We start from the raw sequence: 20,248 nt of genomic DNA, 5'->3' as shown, positions 1-20,248 counted from the left end.
GATCTCCCCCCGCAGATCGACCGCGCACACCGAGAGATGGTCGACCCCCACCTCGGCACCGACTCCGACGGGCCCCAGCGCGCTGACGGCCAGGGCCGACCCCGGGCGGCCCACCCGCCCCGGACGCTCCGGCCCCAGCTCGTCCAGAAGCCCGGCACGGATCAACTCGTCCACCAACGTGGAGACGGCAGCCCGCGTCAGCCCGATGCGAGAGGCCACCGCAGCGCGGGACAGCGGGCCGTGCGTGGCCACGGCGTGCATCACCCGGGACAGATTGCGGCGGCGCATGCCCTGCTGGGTGTCGGGCAGCCGCGCGCCGGATGTTCCCCGTCGCTCGTCGTGCTGCGGTGCGGTCATTCCTCGGTCAGTCCTCACTCCCCATGGGGCCCCTGTCCAGGAGCGGCGCCGCGTCGGAGAGTACCCCGGAGATCCTGGACAGTGCCGCCTCGTCGCGTTCCACGGGGTCGAGTACTGGCCCCCGAGCAGTGTCCCAACGCCTCGCGATGGCGCTCGGGTCCTCCCCGGTCAGCAGGCCGGCTGCCTGCGCCGCGGCGCCGAGTGCCACCAGCTCCTGGGCTTCGGGCACCTGCACGGGACGTCCCGAAAGGCGCCGCACCGTATGCTGCCAGGCCTTGCCCCGTGCCCCGCCTCCGATGAGCAGCAGTGGGGACGAGCGGTCGGCGTCCGGATCCAGGACCACGTCGAGGGCGCCGAGCAGGGAGTGCACGGCTCCGTCGTACGCGGCCTGCAGCAACTGCCCGGGCGTCGTGTCGTGGCGCAGGCCGTGCAGTACTCCGGAGGAGCGCGGCAGGTTCGGCGTGCGCTCACCGTCCAGGTAGGGCAGGAGCGTGACCGAGCCGCCCGGTTCCACCGCCTCACGCTCCAGGTGGAGCAGCGCGGCCACTCGGTCGACGGCCTGTGTGCAGTTCAGGGTGCAGGCCAGCGGCAGCCATGCGCCGCGCGCGTCGGCGAAGCCCGCGACTGTGCCGGTCGGGTCCGCGGGGCGGCGCTCCGAGACGGCGTACACCGTGCCCGACGTGCCAAGGCTCAACACCGGTGAGCCGGGACGCAGCCCGAGCCCCAAGGCGGCCGCCGCATTGTCGCCGGTTCCGGGGGCGACCAGCGTGCCCTTGGAGAAGGGCAGTTCATCGCCGTCCCGGACCGTTCCGACGATCTCTCCGGGGCGTGCCACGCGGGGCAGCAGGGCCGGGTCGAGCCCCACCATGTCGAGAATGCCTTCGTCGTACTGCTCCGATCCTGATGCCCACCAGCCCGTTCCGGAGACGTCGCCGCGGTCGGTGGCGCCGAGGCCGGTCAGTCGTTCCGTGAGGTAGTCGTGCGGCAGGCGCACGGCCGTCGTGGCGCGGGCCGAGGCGGGCTCGTTCTCGGCGAGCCAGGCCCATTTCGTCACCGTGAAGGAGGGCCCCGGAACGCTCCCGACCCGATCGGCCCACACTTTGGGGCCGCCGAGCCGCTCCACGAGGCTCTGGGCCTGCGGGGCCGACCGCACGTCGTTCCAGAGCAGCGCCGGCCGTACCGGGTTGCCGTCCTTGCCGAGGGTGACGAGTCCGTGCTGCTGCCCACCGATGGACACGGCGGCGGCCTCCCGGGCCGAAGGGCCGCACTGTTCGAGGGCCGTGCGCAGAGCGTCCCACCACTCCTGGGGGTCGCTCTCGCGGTGCTCACCGGTGCTGACGTGGTGCGGAGCCTGCCCACGTGCGACGACCCGGCCGGTGGCCGAGTCGACGACCAGAACCTTGGTGGACTGGGTGGAGCTGTCCACCCCGACGACGAGGGGCCCCTGGGCAGTGGGTGCTGATGACATCACGGTCTCCGTTCCTGCGGCTGTCCCCGGGTGCGCTCCGGAGTTCACTCCTCGACCTTCCCAGCAGCGCCCTCGGATACTAATTTGTAAAGTGCCATGACGAAATAGGTGAGGGAGTCGCACATGAACTACCAGCCCACCACTGAGGACAAGTTCAGCTTCGGCCTGTGGACCGTCGGCTGGCAGGGCCGGGACCCGTTCGGAGAGGCCACCCGGGCCGCGCTCGACCCTGCCGACTCCGTGCGGCACCTCGCCGAACTGGGCGCCTACGGAGTGACGTTCCACGACGACGACCTGATCCCCTTCGGGTCCTCCGACTCGGAACGGGAGGGGCACATCAAGCGTTTCCGGCAGGCGCTGGACGCGACGGGACTGGTCGTGCCGATGGCCACCACGAACCTCTTCACGCACCCCGTCTTCAAGGACGGGGGGTTCACCGCCAACGACCGCGACGTGCGGCGCTACGCGCTGAGGAAGACGATTCGCAACATCGACCTCGCGGCAGAACTGGGCGCCCGCACCTATGTGGCGTGGGGCGGCAGGGAGGGGGCGGAGTCCGGCGCGGCGAAGGACGTGACCGATGCGCTCGACCGCATGAAGGAGGCCTTCGACCTGCTCGGCGAGTACGTGACCACGCAAGGCTACGACCTGCGTTTCGCGATCGAGCCAAAGCCGAACGAGCCGCGCGGCGACATCCTGCTGCCCACCGTCGGCCACGCCCTCGCGTTCATCGAGCGCCTGGAGCGCCCCGAACTGTTCGGCGTCAACCCCGAGGTGGGGCACGAACAGATGGCGGGCCTGAATTTCCCGCACTCCATCGCGCAGGCGTTGTGGACGGGCAAGCTCTTCCACATCGATCTCAATGGCCAGACCGGCATCAAGTACGACCAGGACCTGCGGTTCGGGGCGGGGGACCTGCGCAGCGCCTTCTGGCTGGTGGACCTCCTGGAGAGGGGTGGTTACGAGGGTCCGAGGCACTTCGACTTCAAGCCGCCGCGCACCGAGGACTTCGAGGGAGTGTGGGCGTCGGCTGCGGGGTGCATGCGCAACTACCTGATCCTGCGCGAGCGCTCGGCCGCCTTCCGGGCCGATCCCGAGGTGCGCGAGGCGCTGCGTGCCGCGCGCCTGGACGAGCTGGCCGTCCCCACGGCGGATGACGGGCTCGCCGGCCTGCTCGCCGACAGGAGCGCCTACGAGGCGTTCGACGTGGCGGAGGCCGCGGCACGCGGGATGGCCTTCGAGCGCCTCGACCAGCTGGCCATGGATCATCTCCTGGCAGCTCGGGGCTGAGCGCCTTTCCGGCTCCGGCTTCGTTCAACTCGCGCAGGGGGGTCGCCATGTGACCGGTTCGAGGCGACTCTTGATGGTATGGCCATGCCGCCCGTACCGCCGCAGCCGCCTCCACCGCCGCCCAGCGGTCCGCCGCCCGGCGGAGGCGGGTTCGGGCCCCCGCCCGGCGGCTACGGGCCGCCTCCGGGGAACGGGGGCTGGCAGCCGGGTCCGCCTCCTGGTGGGCCGCCAGGGCGGCGCACCGGTCTGTTCGTCCTGCTCGCGGTCATCGTGGCCGTGGGGGCCGTTGCCGCGGTGGTTCTGGTGGTCACCGGCGGCGACGGCAACGGCGACGACAAGAAGGAACCAACCGAGTCCAGCAGGAGCACGACACGCGAACCCACGCCTTCCTTGAGCATCCCGTCCCAGATCCCGAGCGAGCTGCCCACCGGTTTGCCGAGCGGTGTCCCGTCGTTGCCCACCGATTTCCCGACCTTGCCCACGGGCTTCCCGACTGACCTCGGCTCCGCCGTGCCCTCGCCGGCCGATGAGCAGGTCCCGTACTACCTGTTGAAGACAGGTGACTGCTTCGACGTCGACAGCAGCGAGCCGGGGCAGGCCGCGAAGAGGTCGTGCGACGCCCCGCACGACGCCGAAGTCGTCGAGTTCGCCGAACTGAACGGCTCCTACACGACCGACGCGGCCCTGAAACGGGCGGCGGCCGCGCTCTGCGACCGGCCGCTGGAACGCAAGGCGCGCAGCCAGCCGTCCGGAACGGTCCGAGGAACACTGGTGCAGTACCCGGATGCCACGGGCTACAAGGTCGGTATCGACAACGTCGCGTGCAGCCTGGCAGGGGACAGCGGACCGGGCAAGCACAAGCTCACCAAGCCGTTGTCCTGACCGTTCGGCCTCTCCGAAGTCAGTACTTCCGAGGGAGTCGTACGTACGTCACCGTGGTCTCCGTGCCGCTGTCCACCAGTCGGCCGTCCTTGTCGAAGGCCGCAGGCCCGTCGCTCATCCCGAAGTCGTTGTCGTTGATGAGGGCCAGAGTGCGACCGTCGACCCGGGCGACGCCCTCGATCTTGTCGGGCACGCCGTCGATGGTGTTCAGGTCGACCACCAGTCGCTTGTCGAGGACGGGCACTCCGGAGGCGGCGGGGTCGTCGAGCTCCTCCAAGGAGGGCCGTGTCGCGCTCTTGTCCCACTTGCCGCCCAGGATGTTCGCCTTGCGATCCAGTGTGACGGCCTGGAGGCGGGCGGCCTTGTCGGTGCGTTCCTGGACGAGGAGCTTGTCGCGCCCGATGGCGACAACGGACGAGATCTTGAGTTCGGAGGTGTCCTCCTCTCCGGGGTCGACGACGCCCACGGGGTCGAACCGGTAGGCGTACTCGGCGGTGACGGCCTGCTTCTTCGGCGAGAAGCGCAGCAGCCTCGAGGTGCGCGAAGCGTCGCCCGCGTCCTCGTCGGGCAGAGCGAGCGGGCTCTGCACGGCCATCACGAGTTCCCCGCCGGGGAGTTGGGTCAGCCCTTCGAAGCCGCGGTTCGTCTTGCGGTGCAGAAGGACGCCCGGCAGCGTCTCGACGACCGGGTAGTCGGCGCCGCGCAGCTTCAGCCCGCGCGGAACGTAGCGCTTGATGACCTTCCCGCGCGCGGAGACGTGGATCAGGGACGGCCCGTACTCGTCGACCAGCCAGAAGGAGCCGTCCGGGGCACGCACGAGCCCCTCCGTGTCGAGCCCGTTCGGGTTGTACGAGAGGGGGGTTTTCGCGTCGTACGAGTACGGCGCCTCGTCGCGCCCTTCCTGGTTCGGCAGGCCGGTGACCGGCTTCCCGGACGAGGTCGTGAGCGGCAGCGCGGAGAGGACCTTGACCTTGTCCCCACGGACCCGGATCTTCACGATCGCCGGGTCGAAGCCGGGGACCGGGAAGGTGCGGCGCTTCTTGCCGTCCACCTTGATCTGCCCGTTGGGCCCTCGGTCGGTCACCGTCCAGAACTCACCCTTGCGGCCCGCCGGGTAGAGGTCGCTGCCGATGCCACCGAGATCGACACCACGGTCGTTCTTCACCGTGCCCGGAAGCAGCGCGTTGCTGAAGGTGCCGAGCGGAACGTCGCCGAGAGTCGCGGTTGAGGTGACCCGCGCCTCGCCGTGTCCGCCGGTCGTGCGGCCTGTCGCGGTGCCGGCCACCGCAAGAGCGGCGATCAGGGCGAGCGGCAGACCAACGGCTGCAGAGCGGCGGACACGGCCCCTACGGGCGGCGTGCGGGGACATCGGGGCCTCCTGGTGCACGGATGCGTTGACAGCGGTCAGACTTCGCCGCCGCCACGAACGTGAGGGGACCTCTTGGTGAACTGCGGGAGACGTGCCGACGGCGCCTCCTGCGAGGGGCAGGAGGCGCCGCCGGCGACTACCGGTCCATCAGTACCCGTGCGGGCGCAGCGCCCCGGTCAACCCCCTTCAGATCGGTCACGCGAGCAGAGCTGACGAACCCGATGTCCCCGCTGGTGAGCTCGGGAAGGCCTGTGTCGGACCTCCCTGAACCGACGTGACCCACGATCGTGGACGGCTTGTCCGCGCTCAATCACCGGGCTGAGGGAGTGCACGCGCCGGTGTTCCCGGCGCGCGTGGACCGGACGGGAACGCGCCGGTGAGCGCTGGCCGGGGCCAGCCGTCACCACCGTGCAGACCTGCTCGATCTTCGTGATCACTGGCTGCGTCACTCTTCGGGATGATGTCCCACATCTCTACGGGACACGGGACAGACAGGCTCTGTCACTCGCTTCCGCTCGCCACGGCCAACGCCGTCGCAGGGTCGTGGGCCGCGGGCCCTGCGGGAGCCCAACGGCCGTGTTCCTTCCGGTAGGGCCACCAGCGGCCGTCGTGTCCGTGGCGGAGCTGCACATCGGAGCCGACCACGGTCCAGCGGTTGCGGGCTGCGCGCAGCTGGGGCTGCTCGTCCGCTTCCCAGGCCGTGTCCAGTGCGGCACGCGCGCGTGCCAGCACTTCCTCCTTCGGCGTCCATACCTCTTCGAGGACGTGGAGCGCGGCCCGGCCCCCGTACCTCCAGGCCCGGACGGCAAGAGCGAGGCCGTCGTGACCACGCTCCGATGCCACCGCGAGCCGTGCTTCGACTGCGGTTCCGGGCTGCGCGGCGGCCAGCCGCACAGCGTCCTCGCTGCCGGTCAACTCGTCCTCGACAGGGCAGTGTTCGTGACCGGGAGCGAGCGCGTCGGCGAGTATCCGGTACGCCTCGACGGCGGCCTGCGCGGCCAGGAACTCGACCGCCTGCACGTCTAGCCCCGGAGCGGGTTCAGCGTCCGTGTCGAGCGTCGGCGGCAGACCGGGTTCCGCGGGCAGCGGAGGGAGGGCAGGCAGCGGCGGGAGGATCGCGCCGTCTGCGTAGGCCTCCGCTGCGTCGACACCCGCTGGACCGCCCTCCTGGGTGCCCTCCAGGGCCTCTGGCGTGTCAGCCCTCGAAGCGCTGCGTTCCTGCAACTCGTCGAGGAGCATCCGCTCTCCGCGCCCCCGCATCAGCAGCAGCACGAAAGGGTCCTCATCGAGGAGACGTGCCACCTGGTAGCAGAGCGCGGCCGTGTGCCCGCAGTGGTCCCATGCCTCACAGTCGCACTCGGGCTCCAGATCGCCGATGCCGGGCAGCAGTTCGACGCCCGCCGCCGCGGAATCCTCCACCAAGTGCGGTGGCATGTCGCGGTCCAGGAGCGCGGCGATGTGCCCGGCCCGCTCGATGGCCATGTCCAAGAAGCGGTCCCATGCCTCCGGGCTCAGCTCCTGCAGCAGGACATCGGAACGGTGCGGTGTGCCGTCCCGGTCCTTGACCACTGCCGTGATGCGCCCGGGGCGTACGGAGACCGCGCCCACCGCACCCGCGCGCGCGAGCCTGCGGCCGGACTTCAGCTGCTGCAGGTCCAGAGCGGTGTCCTCAAGGGCCTTCAACCAGGCCTGGCCCCACCAGCTCTGAGCGAATCCCCGTCCGTGTGCGGGCGGCAACGCCGCGAACGTGCGTTCCTGCTCCTGCGCGCCCCCGTGCGCGTTGTCCGCGTGTTCGTACGTCTCGTCGTGGAATTCACTCATCGCGTGCCCCCTCGCAGCTCCACCAGATCCGACAGTTCGGCATCGGTCAGCTCGGTGAGAGCTGCCTCGCCCGACCCGAGGACTGCGTCCGCCAACTCCCGCTTCCGAAGCAGCATGTCGGCGATCCGGTCCTCGATCGTCCCCTCCGCGATGAGCCGGTGCACCTGCACCGGCTGTGTCTGCCCGATGCGGTACGCACGGTCGGTTGCCTGCGCCTCGACAGCGGGGTTCCACCAGCGGTCGTAGTGCACGACGTGCTCGGCGCGGGTCAGGTTCAAGCCCGTGCCTGCGGCCTTGAGTGACAACAGGAAGACGGGCACGTCGCCGTCCTGGAAGCGCTGCACCATGGCTTCCCGCTGCGCCACAGGGGTCCCCCCGTGCAGGAACTGCGAGGGAACCCCACGCGCCGACAGATGCTGCTCAATGAGGCGCGCCATCTGAACGTACTGCGTGAAGACGAGCACGCTCGAGTCCTCGGCGAGGATCGTGTCGAGCAACTCGTCGAGCAACTCCAGCTTTCCGGAGCGGCCAGGGATCCGGGGCTCGTCCTCCTTGAGGTACTGCGCGGGGTGGTTGCAGATCTGCTTGAGCCCGGTGAGGAGCTTGACGATCAGGCCCCTGCGCGCGATTCCGTCGGAGCCGGAGATGTCCGCGAGCGTCTCCCGCACGACTGCTTCGTAGAGGCCCGCTTGCTCCGCGCTGAGCGAGACGGCGCGGTCGGTCTCCGTCTTCGGCGGCAGCTCGGGCGCGATCCCCGGATCCGACTTGCGGCGTCGCAACAGGAACGGTCGCACGAGCTGTCCGAGCCGCTCGGCAGCGGCGGGATCCGTGCCGCCCTCAACGGCTTGGGCGTACCGCGTACGGAAGGTGCCGAGCCGGCCGAGCAGGCCAGGCGTCGTCCAGTCGAGGATGGCCCACAGCTCGGAGAGGTTGTTCTCCACAGGCGTGCCGGTGAGCGCCACGCGCGCGCGTGTGCCGATGGTGCGCAGCTGTTTGGCTGTCGCCGAGTACGGATTCTTGACGTGTTGTGCTTCGTCGGCAACGACCATGCCCCAGGAGGTCTGACCGAGCCTCTCCGCGTCGAGCCGCATCGTGCCGTAGGTGGTGAGGACGAACTCGCCGTCCACCAGGTCCTCTAGGTTGCGCTGGGAGCCGTGGAAGCGACGTACGCGCGTGCCCGGCGCGAACTTCTCGACCTCACGCTGCCAGTTGCCCATCAGTGATGTCGGGCAGACCACCAGCGTGGGCCCGGCCGACTCCTCCTGGGTCTGGCGGTGCAGATGCAAGGAGATCAGTGTGATCGTCTTGCCGAGCCCCATGTCGTCGGCGAGACAGCCACCGAGGCCGAGCGACGTCATCCGCGCCAACCAGTTCAGGCCGCGCAGCTGGTAGTCGCGCAACTCTGCCGCCAGGGCCTCGGGTTGCCCGACGGGCTCCATCCCCTCCGGGTCGGCCAGCCGCTCGCGCAAGGTGGCGAGCCAGCCCGTCGGCTGTACGTCGACTCGCTGCCCCCCGACCTCGGCCGTGCCGGTCAGCGCGGCGCCGAGGGCGTCGATAGGGGTGACCTTGTGATCCTGCTGTGCGCGGGCGCGCCGGATCTCCGAGGGGTCGACCAGCACCCACTGGTCGCGCAGCCGCACCACCGGACGGTTCGACTCCGCGAGCCGGTCCAGCTCTGCCCGGGTGAGCTGCTGATCACCCAACGCAAAACGCCAGTTGAAGGCGAGGAGGGCGTCGGCCGAGAGGAAGGACGGCGTGCCAGAGGAGAGCTTGTGCGGGCCCTTGTGGTCGTTCTCGCTGTCGTCGTCCGTCGGGCCGATGACCGCGTGTGCGGTGAGATTGCGCGCCAGCTCCTTGGGCCAGTGCACATCGACGCCAGCGGCCGCCAGCAAGCGGGCGCCCTCGCCGAGGAGCGCGGTGACGTCCTCGTCGGCCAGCTCGATCGCGTCGGGGACGGTGGCCGACAGCAGTGGGGCCAGCGGCGGCCACGCGCGCGTGGCACGACGCAGTGCGAGCAGGGCATCCATGCGTGCACGGGGCCCGAACGCCTGGCCCGAGGCACCGGCCCACACCTCGGCGGCATCCGCGACGAGCGAGGGATCGCTGACACTGTGCAACTGCAGTACGGCACGGAACGGCAGTCGCGTGCCGTCATCGGCGACCGTCGCGAGGCCGGGAATCTCCAGACGCAGCGAGATCCGCACCCCGGCGTCGTGTCCAGCGGCGACGTCCAGCGCCCAGGCACGCTGCTCCGGCACGTGCTGGGGCTCAGGAGCGGCGAAGACAGGTCCGCCCGAGGCCAGTGGCGCGGCGGGGGAGCGGGGGAGCGTGTCGGCCACGGCGTCGAGGAATTGACGCAGCAAACGCTCGGGCTCGGGCAGCCGCAGTGGCAGGTTGTCGTCCAGCGGCAGTGCGTGAGCGGCAGGCGGCATCGCCGCGGCAAGCTCCCGCAGCCGTTGCAGGTCCCCGGAGGTCAGCGGGCCGGTACGCCACGCATCGTGATCGCTCACGGTAAGTCCCGGCAACAGCAGGCCGCGAGCCGCCAATTGCAGGGCCAATACCCCTGCCGTACCCCAGAAGACACCCGTCGGATGCGTCTCCGTAGCGGCACGCCCGCGCGTGAGGACCGGCAGAGCGGCGCGGACGGGGATCAGCACTGCCGGCACGGTCGCGAGTTCGACACCCTCCTCCCCAGGCACGACGAGGGCCAGCTCTTCGTGCTCACCCGCAGCTGTGTCGGGGGGCTCGGTGCCGTCGGTGCGCCAGAAGGCGACACGTCCGTCACGCGGCGGGTCAGCAGGCACGAAGAGAACGGAACAGCGCGACAGTTCGGAGATCTCGGAGGGGGACACGACAGGGAGTCTGTGCACAGCGATGGCGCATTCCTCAAATTTGACTACTGAGACCGGAGCGGCCGAGAGTACAGCACGGTGAGGGTTCTGCGGGAGTGAATCGGTGGTGATCCGGGTCACTTCACCTCGGGGGGTGGAGCCAGCCCCCCTGTCGGGCGGTGCTGGCACCCGGTCGGACACGGGTGGTGCCGCCATGGTTGCCGAAGGTCACTGATCCGTACGTTCTATCAGGTCAGCCCGTCGTCATGAAGACCGGAGACCCACCATGTCCCAGGCCGCCGCAGTAGCGGAACGCTCCCCGTCCAGCACTGGCAAACCGAGTGCCGGAAGTGATTTCGCCCCTCTGCTGCGCACGGTCAAGGGGCAGGGCCTCCTGGAGCGGCGCATCGGTTGGTATACGCGAACCATCACGGTCAATGCCTTCGCGCTGGCGGCTGTGGGCGTGGGGATGTTCCTTCTGGGCACCTCGTGGTGGGTGTTGCTGCTTGCCCCGGTGCTGTCCGTCCTGTGCGCCCGCACGGCCTTCATCGGTCATGACGCGGGCCATTCGCAGATAACGGCGAACCGGTTCGTCGGCCGCGCCATCGGCCTCGTGCACGGCAATCTCCTGCTCGGTATGAGCTCGGCCTGGTGGAACGACAAACACAACAGGCACCACGCCAACCCCAACCACGTCGACAAGGACCCCGACGTCGCCGCGAACGTCCTGGTGTGGACCAGTAGGCAGGCCAAGGTCCGGGTCGGCTTCCGACGTTGGCTCACCCGCAACCAGTCCTGGCTCTTCTTCCCGCTGACGCTCCTCCAGGGCGTCGCCATGAAGATCTACGGCTTTCAGGATCTGCGGCGCCAGGCCCCGCGCGAGCGCGTCGTCGAAGGCCTTTTGCTGGTGGCCCACCTCGCCGGTTACACGACGCTGCTCCTCGTGGCCATGCCCCTCGGGCATGCAATCGCCTTCGCCGCGATCCACCAAGCGCTGTTCGGCCTGCACCTCGGCCTGGCCTTCGCGCCCAACCACAAGGGCATGGAAATGCCGGATCCGAACGGCGAGCGATGGGGACACCTGCAGCGCCAGGTGCTCACCTCTCGCAACATCCGCGGCGGCCCGGCGACCGACTGGTTCCTCGGCGGGCTCAACTACCAGATCGAGCACCATCTGTTTCCCAGCATGCCCCGGCCCCACCTGCGGCTCGCCCAGCCTGTCGTGCGCGCCCACTGCGCGGCTGTGGGCATGTCCTACACAGAGGCCGGATTCGTCGATTCCTACCGGCAGGTGCTGCGGCACATGTACGAAGTCGGTGAGCCGCTCCGGGTCGAGTAGGCCGGAGGCCCCTGGTCGAGCAGCTCGGCGCCGAGGCCGAGCAGGTCAGGGACCATTAGGGGTAGCGACTCAGGGGTCTCTCAGGGTTGCGACCAGGAACCGTGGGAGAGCAGTCCCCGTTTTCCAAGACAGAGAGCGGCACACGCCGCGAAGGAGGCGACGCACATGTCGAAGAAGGCGAAGATCGCCGCAGGTGGTGTGGCAGCCGGAATCATTCTGCTGTTCTGGTTGCCCTGGTGGGCCACACTCCTGATCGTGCTCGGAGTCCCCGCGGCGGCCTATCTCACGCTCGACTCGGGACAGCGGCGCCGACTGCGCCGCGTCACGCGCAAGGAGATAGGCCACTGAGCCAAGGAGACAGGGCGCCACTGAGCCCTGAAGTCGGTACGCGGCCGGTCGGACGGGTGGGGACGACGGGTGATCCGTCGGCCGACTCAGGAAGGACGGACCGCCATCTTGTCGAGGGCCTCCAGGAGCGCGGGAAGTTCGGGACCGCGGCCCACGGGAAGCACTTCTCCCGGCGCCTCGTCCAGCAGCACGAATGCGATGTCGTCGGTCCTGGCGACCAGTGACCAGCCAGGGCCGTCGGCCCGCAGGGTGCGTGCGTCGCCCGAGGCGAAGGCCGACCGCACCCGGCCCAGGGGCGGCGGCGTATCCACATAGGCGCGGGCTTCCGCCAGGACGCGCCTGACGCCGGTCAGGGGCGCTGCCCCGGCGTCTGTTGGGGGTGCCTCCTGGGTGCCGTCCGTCGCGAAGTCGCCGTCGTCGATCTGCCCCCGCCAAGCCGCCCACTGCAGCGCTATCTCGTCCGCTCCCAGCCGCCGCTGTGCCGGGCCCCAGGCGCCGGCCTCCGGTGGAGCGAGCGGCGTCCGGCTCGCGTCCTCGGGGGCGGGCTCCGGATCGTGCGGAGCGGGCACTCCCGGCGCCGCCACCGCGACCGCGAGGGGCCAGCCGGGCAGTGCGGCGACCACAGTCCGTTCATCGGGAGACAGGTCGTACTCCATGCCGCAGTCCCAGGAGGCGATCGCCACGGCCACGAGCGACACATCGTCGACGACGACCGTCCAGCGCGCGCCCTGGCCGTCCTGGCCGAGCACCAGTCCGTACCCAGCGGCCAGCGGCGCCAGGTCCAGCGTCGCGCAGGCCTCCGGATAGTCGTCTCCCAGCACGCTGGGGAACTTCGCGGGCGTCAGGAGCACCGCCGTGAGTACGTACAGCGCGTCGTCATCGGCGGCGACAGCGTCGTCCGTCCCGGCCATGCCAGCCTCCCCATCGCTTCATCCGTCGGCGCACCCTAACCACTGGCCCCAGAGATCGTCGAGAGGGGGATGACCAGGAAATTCACCAGCGGACCGCCCGGGGTGACGGGCACGCAACGGAAGCGTGCTCAGGCGGCGGGCAGCCCGAGGAGCAAACGGGCCACATCCCGTGGTGACTCGTCGCGCTCACGTGCCAGGGCTATGACAGCGCGGCACGCGAGCTCATTGACACCGAAGGACAGCGCCTCCGGAGAGACCCACTCCCTGGCTTCGTCCATTTTGGGTTGATCGTCCTCTGCGCACGCCGCCACATAGACGGCGGCCGCTTCGAAGAGGTTGTGGGGGCGCCCGTGCTTGTCGGGGCTGCTCGCGTTCCCGTCCGTGACCGTTGGGGGCTTGTCGGCTCGCCAGAACTTTCGGAGTGCGTCAAACATGCGGTCTACCTTCCCCCGGTGCGTGCCAACCACCGTTGATCCCTGCATCTGCCGTTCGTCAACGTAGAGTTAATGCTCCGGTGACAGAAGGGGGACCGCGCGGTGAAGCGTTTCGAGCGGCTCGAGCAGATCAGGCGCCTCGATCCGGAGCGGGACTTCCTCGAGATCTACCGGCTCACCACGACATTCGAGTTTCCGTGGGACTATACGCGCGCACTCGAACTCGCGCTCTACCGCACGTACGCGGTGCCCAGCATCGGTCGACTGCTCGCGCAGACAGCAGAGCTGACGGACCGTACGCAGAAGAGGTACGACGACACGGCCCTTCTGCTCGACACCATCGTGGAGCACGGTTTCGGCAGCGACGAGGGCCGCACCGCCATCCGTCGCATCAACCAGATGCACCGCAGCTACGACATCAGCGATGACGACATGCGATACGTGCTGTGCACGTTCGTAGTGGTGCCGAAGCGGTGGATCGACACCTATGGCTGGCGCAGGCTCTCGCGTCACGAATCGTCCGCCGCTGCCGCGTACTACCGCACACTCGGGCAGCACATGGGCATCAAGGAGATTCCGGGGTCCTACGAACAATTCGAGAAGTGCCTCGATGACTATGAAGAGGCCCACTTCGACTGGGACCAAGGGGGTCGTAGCGTGTCCGACGCGACCCTGGACCTGATGGCTTCCTGGTACCCGCGCCCGCTGGCGCCCATGCTGCGCAAGGCCACCGTCGCGCTGCTGGACGAGCCTTTGCTGCGGGCGTTCCGTTACGACGAGCCGGACGCCGTCACGCGATCTGTGGTTCGGGGTGCGGTGCGATTGCGGGGGCGCGCGGTGCGCCTCATGCCACCGCGCCGGACGCCGCACTACGCACGACAGAACCGGGAGATCAAGGGCTACCCCGACGGATACGAGATCGCCGAGCTTGGTTCCTTCCCCGCGCCGGGCGTTCGTGCGTGCCCGGTGCCGCACAAGGGCCGGTCAGCGGCGACGCCCGTCGAGTGACGCCAAGGTCTCCCGCAGCCACGTGAGTTCGGCCTGACTCGTCGCGCGGGCAATCGTGAGGATCCCGCGCCGGAAGGGGTCGTCGAGCTCCTCTGCGCTCATGGGCCGTTCGCCGTCGTAGAAGAAACTCGCGGGCTCCTCCAGGAAGGCCAAACGCCGCCGCAGCACTGCGGCCTGCGCACCTGCGTCGTCGAGGTGGCGCAGGAAAGCGAGCAGCGTGAACCAGCGGTTCTCGTCGGTGATGTCCCCGCGTGCCGGTTCCGCGAGCCGTTTCTGCAACTCCTGCCTTCCGGCCGGAGTCAGGGTCAGGACGTGGCGCGGCGCGGCCACGGCGCCGGGCTGGGTCTCCCTGGCCAGCAGCCCGGCCTTTTCGAGCCGCTTGATGGCGGGATACAGCGTGCTCTCCGCGACAGGGCGCACGTGCCCGGTCAGCGCCGTGATGCGCTTACGCAGTTCATAGCCGTGCAGGGCGTCGTCGTAGAGGAATCCGAGGATGGCCAGTTCGAGCATGGGCTGCATTCTGCCGTATCCCGACTCCTCACCCGCTGTACCACGTATGCGCAATACATCGGCACCGATGTATTGTCTCTGGAGTCCGCTCACGGCGGGCGAGAGGGACGACGCGACGAGGAATCGAGGTACGGCGATGAAGGAGGCGCGGTTCGATGCGCGAGGCAGCCGTGTGCGGTGGACCGAGGTGGACGGGGACGGGCCGGCGCGGGTCTACGTCCACGGCCTCGGAGCGGCGTCCACCGTCTACCACGCACACATAGCCGCCAGACCGGAACTGGCGGGCAGGCGCTCGCTGTTCGTGGACCTACCCGGACACGGACTCAGCGACCGGCCGGCCGACTTCGCCTACTCCCTGGAGAGCCACGCCTACGCACTGGCCGCCGCCCTCGACGAGGCCCGGGTGGTCGGGGCGGAGATCGTCGCGCACAGCATGGGCGGCTCTGTGTCCATCGTGCTCGCGTACAGGCGCCCCGAGCTGGTGGCGAGGCTGGTCCTCACGGAGGCCAACCTCGATCCGCGTCCTCCTGCCACGGCGGGCAGTAGCGGCATCGCCGCGTACACGGAGGAGGAGTTCGTCGCGGGCGGTTACGCGCGCGTGCTCGAGAACATCGGTGCCACCTGGGCGGCCACCATGCGTCTCGCGGGCCCCCTCGCGCTCCATCGGAGCGCGGCCGGACTCGTCGCGGGTACTCGCCCGACCATGCGTCGGATGCTGATGGAACTCCCGATCGACCGCGTCTACTTGCAAGGTGCTGCGAGCGGAGACCTCGCCGGGTGCGATGAACTGGTGGCGTCTGGGGTGCGCGTGGTGACAGTGCCGGGAGCGGGGCACAACGTCATGTTCGACAACGCGGACGCTTTCGTCGCCGCGATCGCCGACCACGTCTGACCGGCCGGTCGGACCTGCCCGGTGGGTCGGACCTGCCCGGTCGGTCGGCTGTCGTCCGTCGCGCCTGTCACGTCTTGTGCGTCTGATGCGTCCGTTGCATCTACCGAAGGGCGTGGGCTCAGCCCTGGCGTACCGCCAGGGCGAGGAAGCGGGCGTCCTCGTCGACGTACGAGGTCATGTGCCAGCCGGACACCGCGAGCAGCGGGCCGAGGTTGGCCTCCGCCCTCAGGTCGTCCGGAGTGATCTGCCGCCCCTGACGCGCCGCGAGCGCAGCCCTGCCGATGGGGTGGAAGAGCGCGAGCAGCCCTCCTGGGCGCACGATCCGCCGCAACTCCCTGAGGTTCTCCGCGGGATCGGGCAGATGCGAAATCAGCCCGGCGCCGAACACGGCGTCGATTGACTCCGTGCGCACCGGCAGACGGGTCACGTCGGCGAGCAGGAGCTGTCCGTCAAGGCCTCTGCCCGCTCGTGTCGCGGCTTCCAGCATGGCCGGTGTGAGATCGGCGCCGAGCACCACGCCCGAAGGGCCCACGGCGTCCCTGAGCGCAGGCAGAGCCCGCCCCGTTCCGCACCCGGCGTCGAGCACGGCCGAGCCTGGGCTGAGGGCGAGTTCGGCGACGGCGGCCCGATAGGCCGGCCCGTCATCGGGGAAACGGGTGTCCCAGTCGGCCGCGCGGGCCGTGAAGAACTCCTGGACCTGCGTGTGATCGTCGCTCATACGACCCATGATCCCGCAAAGTGCCGCACGTGCGTTGGGTGCACTCGTTCGAGCGTGACGCGATCGTTCAAGGCCGTCTCTCTGTCACATTGCAGCAGCTTTCGAAATGCGCCCCCGTCGTGCGCCCTCCGTCGGACTAGCGTCCCGGGGCCATGGGACACCTGGACCACGCCACCTTCGGCTGGCTGACCCCCGTGCTGTCGTACGCGATGGCCTGTATCGGCGCCGCACTCGGGCTGCGTTGCACCGTCCGCGCCCTGGGCACCTCGGGCCGATCGCGGCGCAACTGGCTCATCACCGCCGCCTCCGCCATCGGCACCGGCATTTGGACGATGCATTTCGTCGCCATGCTCGGCTTCGGCGTCACCGGGACGGAGATCCGCTACCACGTGCCCCTGACCTTCCTGAGCCTCCTGGTTGCGATGGCTGTCGTCGGCGCCGGTATCTTCGCTGTCGGATACGGCCGCGATCGAAGGGGAGCCCTGGCGCTGGGCGGGCTCACCACGGGGCTCGGCGTCGCGAGCATGCACTACCTCGGGATGGCGGCGCTGCGCCTCCACGGCGACGTGCGGTACGACCCCTTACTCGTCGGGCTCTCCGTAGTCATCGCGGTGGTCGCGGCGACCGCAGCCCTGTGGGCCGGTCTCAACATCAAGTCCCCACTCGCGGTCGCCGTGGCCTCCCTGGTCATGGGTGGCGCGGTGACAAGCATGCATTACACCGGAATGCTCGCGGTCAGCGTGCGCGTGACCCCCTCCGATGCCGCTCTGTCCGGAGCCGCCACGATGCAGTTCATCTTTCCCCTCGCAGTCGGCCTCGGGTCCTATCTCTTCCTGACCTCGGCCTTCGTGGCGCTGTCCCCGACCAGGGGCGAGCGTGAGGCCTCCGTTTCGGCCCAGCGACCGGTGGATGGTGTCGCTTCCTGAAGAGGCCCCGGGTACGGCCGGGACACCCCCCACCCGCAGCAAACCGAGCGAGGAGGCCATGGACACCACCCGAAGCACCCCCGATCCCGCCGCAGGCGCCGCACCTCGGCCTCGATCTCCGGAGCACCCGGCGCGTGGCCGCCGTGCCCATGCAGGCCCGCCCGCCGACGAACGCTCGGACCGAGAGGACCAGTTCGCGGGACCTCCGACGAACACGGGCTCAACGCGCGCGGGGTGGTGGAGGCTGCGTCCCCGGACCGTGCGGGCCAAGATCGTCTGTCTGCTGATGGTGCCGGTCATCTCGCTGCTCGCCCTATGGGGGTACGCGACCGTCAGTACGGCGCAGGACGTGGCGCGCCTGCGGCAGGTGCACCGTGCCGACACCGATGTGCGAGGCCCGGTCGAAACAGCCGTCGCAGCACTCCAAGCCGAACGCGTCGCTGCCGTACGCCACGCGGTCGACCCCGGAGCCCGCCACAGGGACGCGTTGGAGCGGCAGGCGAGGAGGACCGACCGCGCTGTGGCCGAACTGCGCCTGGGGGAGAAACAGACCGTCGCCGCAGGAGCGGGGCTCCCCGAAGGGGTGGCCGACCGACTGGAAGCATTCGTGGCCGGAGCCGAAGGACTGGGATCCCTGCGCGGCGAAGTGCTGCACGGGCGGACGGGCTGGGACACGGCGTACGGCCAGTACACGAGGACGATCTCCCAGGCCTTTGCGGTGTGCGGTGCCCTGACCGGCATGCAGGGTGCCACGCAGGGGTCCCACGCGCGCGTGCTGCTCGAATTCTCCAGGGCGGGCGAAATGTTGGCCCGCGAGGACGTAGTGCTTGCCTCGGCCCGGAAGTCCGGCGGCCTGGACGGCGAGCGGCTGCGGTTGTTCACCGGCGCCGTCGACACACGCCGGACCCTGACCGAAACGGCCGTGGAGGACTTGCGCGGTCCTGAGCGAGCGGCCTGGCGCGAACTCGAGGAGGCAAGGGCGTACGGGAACGTTCGTGCAGCCGAGGACAAGGTCCTTGTGGCCGAGCCCGGCCGAAAGGCCCTCGCCGCGGTCCCGGCGCAGACCTGGGACGGGTCCTACACGGCGGTGAGGGACGAGCTCCATGCGATCCAGAAGGGGGCGGACCGAGGTGCCGCAGACCGTGCCGACCCCTTCACCCACGGGGTGCTCACCCCGGCGGGGGCCGCGGTTCTCCTCGGACTGGCAGCCGTCGCCGCCTCACTCGTCATCTCCGTACGCATCGGGCGAGGCCTCGTCGTCGAGCTGGTGAGCCTTCGTAACGGAGCCCTTGAAATCGCACGACGGAAGCTCCCGCACGCCATGCACCGGTTGCGCGCGGGCGAAGAGATCGAGATCCGCGCCGAGGCACCGCCGGGGCCACCTGCGGAGGACGAGATCGGACAGGTCACCGAAGCCCTCGGCACGGTCCACCGAGCGGCCTTGCGCGCCGCGATCGAGCGTGCGCAGCTCGCAAGCGGCGTCTCCGGAGTGTTCGTCAATCTGGCCCGGAGGACCCAGGTACTCGTCCACCGTCAGCTCAGCCTGCTCGACAGCATGGAGCGCAGGGCCGACGACCCCAACGAGCTCAGCGACCTCTTCAGGCTGGACCACCTGACCACCAGGATGAGGCGTCACGCGGAGAGCCTGATCATCCTCTCCGGAGCCGCACCCGGCCGGGCTTGGCGGATGCCCGTCTCCCTGACGAACGTCGTGCGCGCGGCAGTCTCCGAAGTCGAGGACTATGCGCGCGTGGAGGTGCGACAACTCCCGGAGGCATCGGTCGTCGGGACCGCGGTGGCCGACCTCACCCACCTCTTGGCCGAACTCGTTGAGAACGCCGCCCAGTTCTCGCCCCCACACACCAAAGTCCGCGTAAGCGGCGAGCCGGTGGGCAACGGCTATGCCTTGGAGATCGAAGACCGCGGGCTCGGCATGGGCAAGGAGATGCTCGTGGAGGCCAACCGTCGCGTCGAGCAGTCCGAGGCTCTCGACCTGTTCGACAACGATCAACTCGGCCTCTTCGTGGTCAGCAGGCTCGCGGCACACCACGACATCAAGGTGCATCTGCGCACGTCCCCCTACGGAGGGACCACTGCGGTCGTGCTGCTGCCCACGGCCCTCCTGCACAGCGGCACAGCGGACAGCCAAGAGGCCCACACCGGCGAGGCCCGCCTCTTGGCGCGTGGTGCCGCCCTCGCCAAGGAGCACGCGCGCGTGCAGGGAACGACAGGCCAACACATGAACGCCCACTCCATTCCGGACGCCTCCTCCCGCCCCGTTCTGGCCGCCGCGGTCGAAGCCCCGGCGCCACCCGGTGTCACCACGTTGCGGTTGCACCACGGCCGGGACGCCGCCGACAACCCGGGCGCGCCGCCCACACACACCGGCGCCCTCGACGTCGCCGGTGCCGATGCCGAGGACACCTCGCAGGACGCCGCGAACGCCCTGCCGCGTCGAGTACGCCAGGCGAGCCTCGCCCCGCAATTGCGCGAATGCCACCCCTCGAACAGCGGTGGTGAGGCAGCAGACACCGGGAGGGGCGAGCGCAGTCCGGAGCAGGTGCGCGACCGCATGACCGCCTATCGCAACGGCTGGGCACGCGGGGGCGGTCGGCTCCCGGGCACCGGCGGCTCGGCCCCCGCACCTTCGGGGCCCGTACCGGGCAGTGACAGCATCGAAGGAGATCCCGCATGATCCAGGACCAGAGCATCCCCACCGGACGGACCGGCGAACTCGACTGGTTGCTGGACGACTTGGTGCTGCGCGTCGGCGAGGTGCGGCACGCCGTGGTGCTGTCCAACGACGGACTGCCGGTCGGCGCGTCGACTGCCCTCAGCCGCGAGGATGCCGAGCACCTCGCCGCCGTGGCCTCGGGCTTCCACAGCCTCGCCAAGGGCGCGGGCCGACACTTCGGTGCGGGGGGCGTGCGCCAGACCATGGTCGAAATGGATGACGCATTCCTGTTCGTGGCGGCCGCGGGCGACGGCTCCTGCCTCACCGTTCTGACTGCGGTGACAGCCGACATCGGCCTGGTGGCGTACGAGATGGCCCGCATGGTCAAGCGGGTGGGCGAGCACCTCTCCACTCCGGCGCGCTTCGCGGAGCGACCGCCGGCCGTCGGATGACCGAGGGCCGGTGGTACC

The 20,248-nt window shown here is 69.8% G+C and carries 18 protein-coding genes; 9 read left to right on the top strand and 9 right to left on the bottom strand.

The genetic code is table 11. The annotated features are described in order from the left end of the window. The coding region (locus AOK03_RS25930) for a MarR family transcriptional regulator (protein WP_157869082.1) at positions 1-357 on the bottom strand (357 nt) is incomplete at its 3' end. Between the two features lie 7 nt (positions 358-364). Continuing rightward, positions 365-1,825 carry a xylulokinase gene (xylB, locus tag AOK03_RS25925; protein WP_055567759.1) on the bottom strand — a complete coding sequence of 487 codons (1,461 nt, stop codon included), beginning with the start codon at positions 1,823-1,825 and terminating at the stop codon, positions 365-367. A 123-nt stretch (positions 1,826-1,948) separates the two neighbouring features. Between xylB and xylA the strand changes: the two genes are divergently transcribed. Both xylA and AOK03_RS43555 read left to right on the top strand, forming a co-directional pair. After that, complete coding sequence (gene xylA / locus AOK03_RS25920; protein WP_055567758.1) at positions 1,949-3,115, top strand: xylose isomerase; 1,167 nt, start codon at positions 1,949-1,951, stop codon at positions 3,113-3,115. Between the two features lie 294 nt (positions 3,116-3,409). Next, positions 3,410-3,997, top strand: a complete 588-nt coding sequence (locus AOK03_RS43555; RefSeq protein WP_208609596.1) for a hypothetical protein — start codon at positions 3,410-3,412, stop codon at positions 3,995-3,997. Between the two features lie 19 nt (positions 3,998-4,016). Here AOK03_RS43555 and AOK03_RS25910 read toward each other — a convergent pair whose 3' ends face one another. The 3 genes from AOK03_RS25910 to AOK03_RS25900 all read right to left on the bottom strand — a co-directional run bounded on the left by AOK03_RS25910 (position 4,017) and on the right by AOK03_RS25900 (position 10,057). After that, positions 4,017-5,366 (bottom strand): esterase-like activity of phytase family protein, encoded by a 1,350-nt coding sequence (locus AOK03_RS25910; RefSeq protein WP_055567757.1) that lies wholly within the window; start codon positions 5,364-5,366, stop codon positions 4,017-4,019. 501 nt (positions 5,367-5,867) lie between these two features. Then, the gene (locus tag AOK03_RS25905) at positions 5,868-7,187 is read right to left on the bottom strand and encodes an SWIM zinc finger family protein (RefSeq protein WP_055567756.1); all 1,320 of its coding nucleotides are present in this window, start codon (positions 7,185-7,187) and stop codon (positions 5,868-5,870) included. Then, positions 7,184-10,057, bottom strand: a complete 2,874-nt coding sequence (locus tag AOK03_RS25900) for a DEAD/DEAH box helicase (RefSeq protein WP_055567755.1) — start codon at positions 10,055-10,057, stop codon at positions 7,184-7,186. The genes AOK03_RS25905 and AOK03_RS25900 overlap by 4 nt, the downstream gene beginning before the upstream one ends. Positions 10,058-10,304: 247 nt before the next feature. Between AOK03_RS25900 and AOK03_RS25895 the strand changes: the two genes are divergently transcribed. Both AOK03_RS25895 and AOK03_RS25890 read left to right on the top strand, forming a co-directional pair. Further along, positions 10,305-11,357, top strand: coding sequence for a fatty acid desaturase family protein (locus AOK03_RS25895; protein WP_055567754.1), 1,053 nt, complete (start codon positions 10,305-10,307; stop codon positions 11,355-11,357). A 165-nt stretch (positions 11,358-11,522) separates the two neighbouring features. Beyond that, on the top strand, positions 11,523-11,705 hold the full coding sequence (locus tag AOK03_RS25890; protein WP_055567753.1) for a hypothetical protein: 183 nt from the start codon (positions 11,523-11,525) through the stop codon (positions 11,703-11,705). A gap of 86 nt (positions 11,706-11,791) precedes the next feature. Here AOK03_RS25890 and AOK03_RS25885 read toward each other — a convergent pair whose 3' ends face one another. Next, the gene (locus AOK03_RS25885; protein ID WP_055567752.1) at positions 11,792-12,616 is read right to left on the bottom strand and encodes a hypothetical protein; all 825 of its coding nucleotides are present in this window, start codon (positions 12,614-12,616) and stop codon (positions 11,792-11,794) included. A gap of 128 nt (positions 12,617-12,744) precedes the next feature. Further along, positions 12,745-13,050 carry a hypothetical protein gene (locus AOK03_RS25880; RefSeq protein WP_055567751.1) on the bottom strand — a complete coding sequence of 102 codons (306 nt, stop codon included), beginning with the start codon at positions 13,048-13,050 and terminating at the stop codon, positions 12,745-12,747. A 102-nt stretch (positions 13,051-13,152) separates the two neighbouring features. On the opposite strand from AOK03_RS25880, the gene AOK03_RS25875 reads away from it, so the two are divergent. Next, entirely contained in the window at positions 13,153-14,058 is a 906-nt protein-coding gene (locus tag AOK03_RS25875) for an oxygenase MpaB family protein (protein ID WP_055567750.1), read from the top strand. On the opposite strand, the gene AOK03_RS25870 is transcribed toward AOK03_RS25875, so the two are convergent. Beyond that, positions 14,035-14,568: a PadR family transcriptional regulator gene (locus AOK03_RS25870; RefSeq protein ID WP_055567749.1), complete on the bottom strand. Its 534-nt coding sequence runs from the start codon at positions 14,566-14,568 to the stop codon at positions 14,035-14,037. The two genes, AOK03_RS25875 and AOK03_RS25870, sit on opposite strands and share 24 nt — an antisense overlap. Before the next feature lie 136 nt (positions 14,569-14,704). Between AOK03_RS25870 and AOK03_RS25865 the strand changes: the two genes are divergently transcribed. After that, the gene (locus tag AOK03_RS25865) at positions 14,705-15,460 is read left to right on the top strand and encodes an alpha/beta fold hydrolase (protein WP_055567748.1); all 756 of its coding nucleotides are present in this window, start codon (positions 14,705-14,707) and stop codon (positions 15,458-15,460) included. 118 nt (positions 15,461-15,578) lie between these two features. Here AOK03_RS25865 and AOK03_RS25860 read toward each other — a convergent pair whose 3' ends face one another. Continuing rightward, entirely contained in the window at positions 15,579-16,178 is a 600-nt protein-coding gene (locus tag AOK03_RS25860) for a class I SAM-dependent methyltransferase (RefSeq protein ID WP_055567747.1), read from the bottom strand. 152 nt (positions 16,179-16,330) lie between these two features. Between AOK03_RS25860 and AOK03_RS25855 the strand changes: the two genes are divergently transcribed. Genes AOK03_RS25855 through AOK03_RS25845 form a run of 3 tightly spaced genes read left to right on the top strand, consistent with a single transcriptional unit; the run spans position 16,331 to position 20,230 of the window. Continuing rightward, positions 16,331-17,104: an MHYT domain-containing protein gene (locus AOK03_RS25855; protein ID WP_055567746.1), complete on the top strand. Its 774-nt coding sequence runs from the start codon at positions 16,331-16,333 to the stop codon at positions 17,102-17,104. Positions 17,105-17,162: 58 nt separating this feature from the next. After that, positions 17,163-19,799 (top strand): sensor histidine kinase, encoded by a 2,637-nt coding sequence (locus AOK03_RS25850; RefSeq protein ID WP_055567745.1) that lies wholly within the window; start codon positions 17,163-17,165, stop codon positions 19,797-19,799. Next, positions 19,796-20,230, top strand: a complete 435-nt coding sequence (locus AOK03_RS25845; protein ID WP_055567744.1) for a roadblock/LC7 domain-containing protein — start codon at positions 19,796-19,798, stop codon at positions 20,228-20,230. Before AOK03_RS25850 ends, AOK03_RS25845 begins: the two co-directional genes overlap by 4 nt. The last annotated feature ends 18 nt before the right edge of the window (positions 20,231-20,248 follow it).

The sequence above is a fragment of the Streptomyces atriruber genome (assembly GCF_001418325.1).
Classification (GTDB): domain Bacteria; phylum Actinomycetota; class Actinomycetes; order Streptomycetales; family Streptomycetaceae; genus Streptomyces; species Streptomyces atriruber.
The sequence above is the reverse complement of the archived record's forward strand: the minus strand, read 5'-3'. Positions and strand labels throughout refer to the sequence as shown.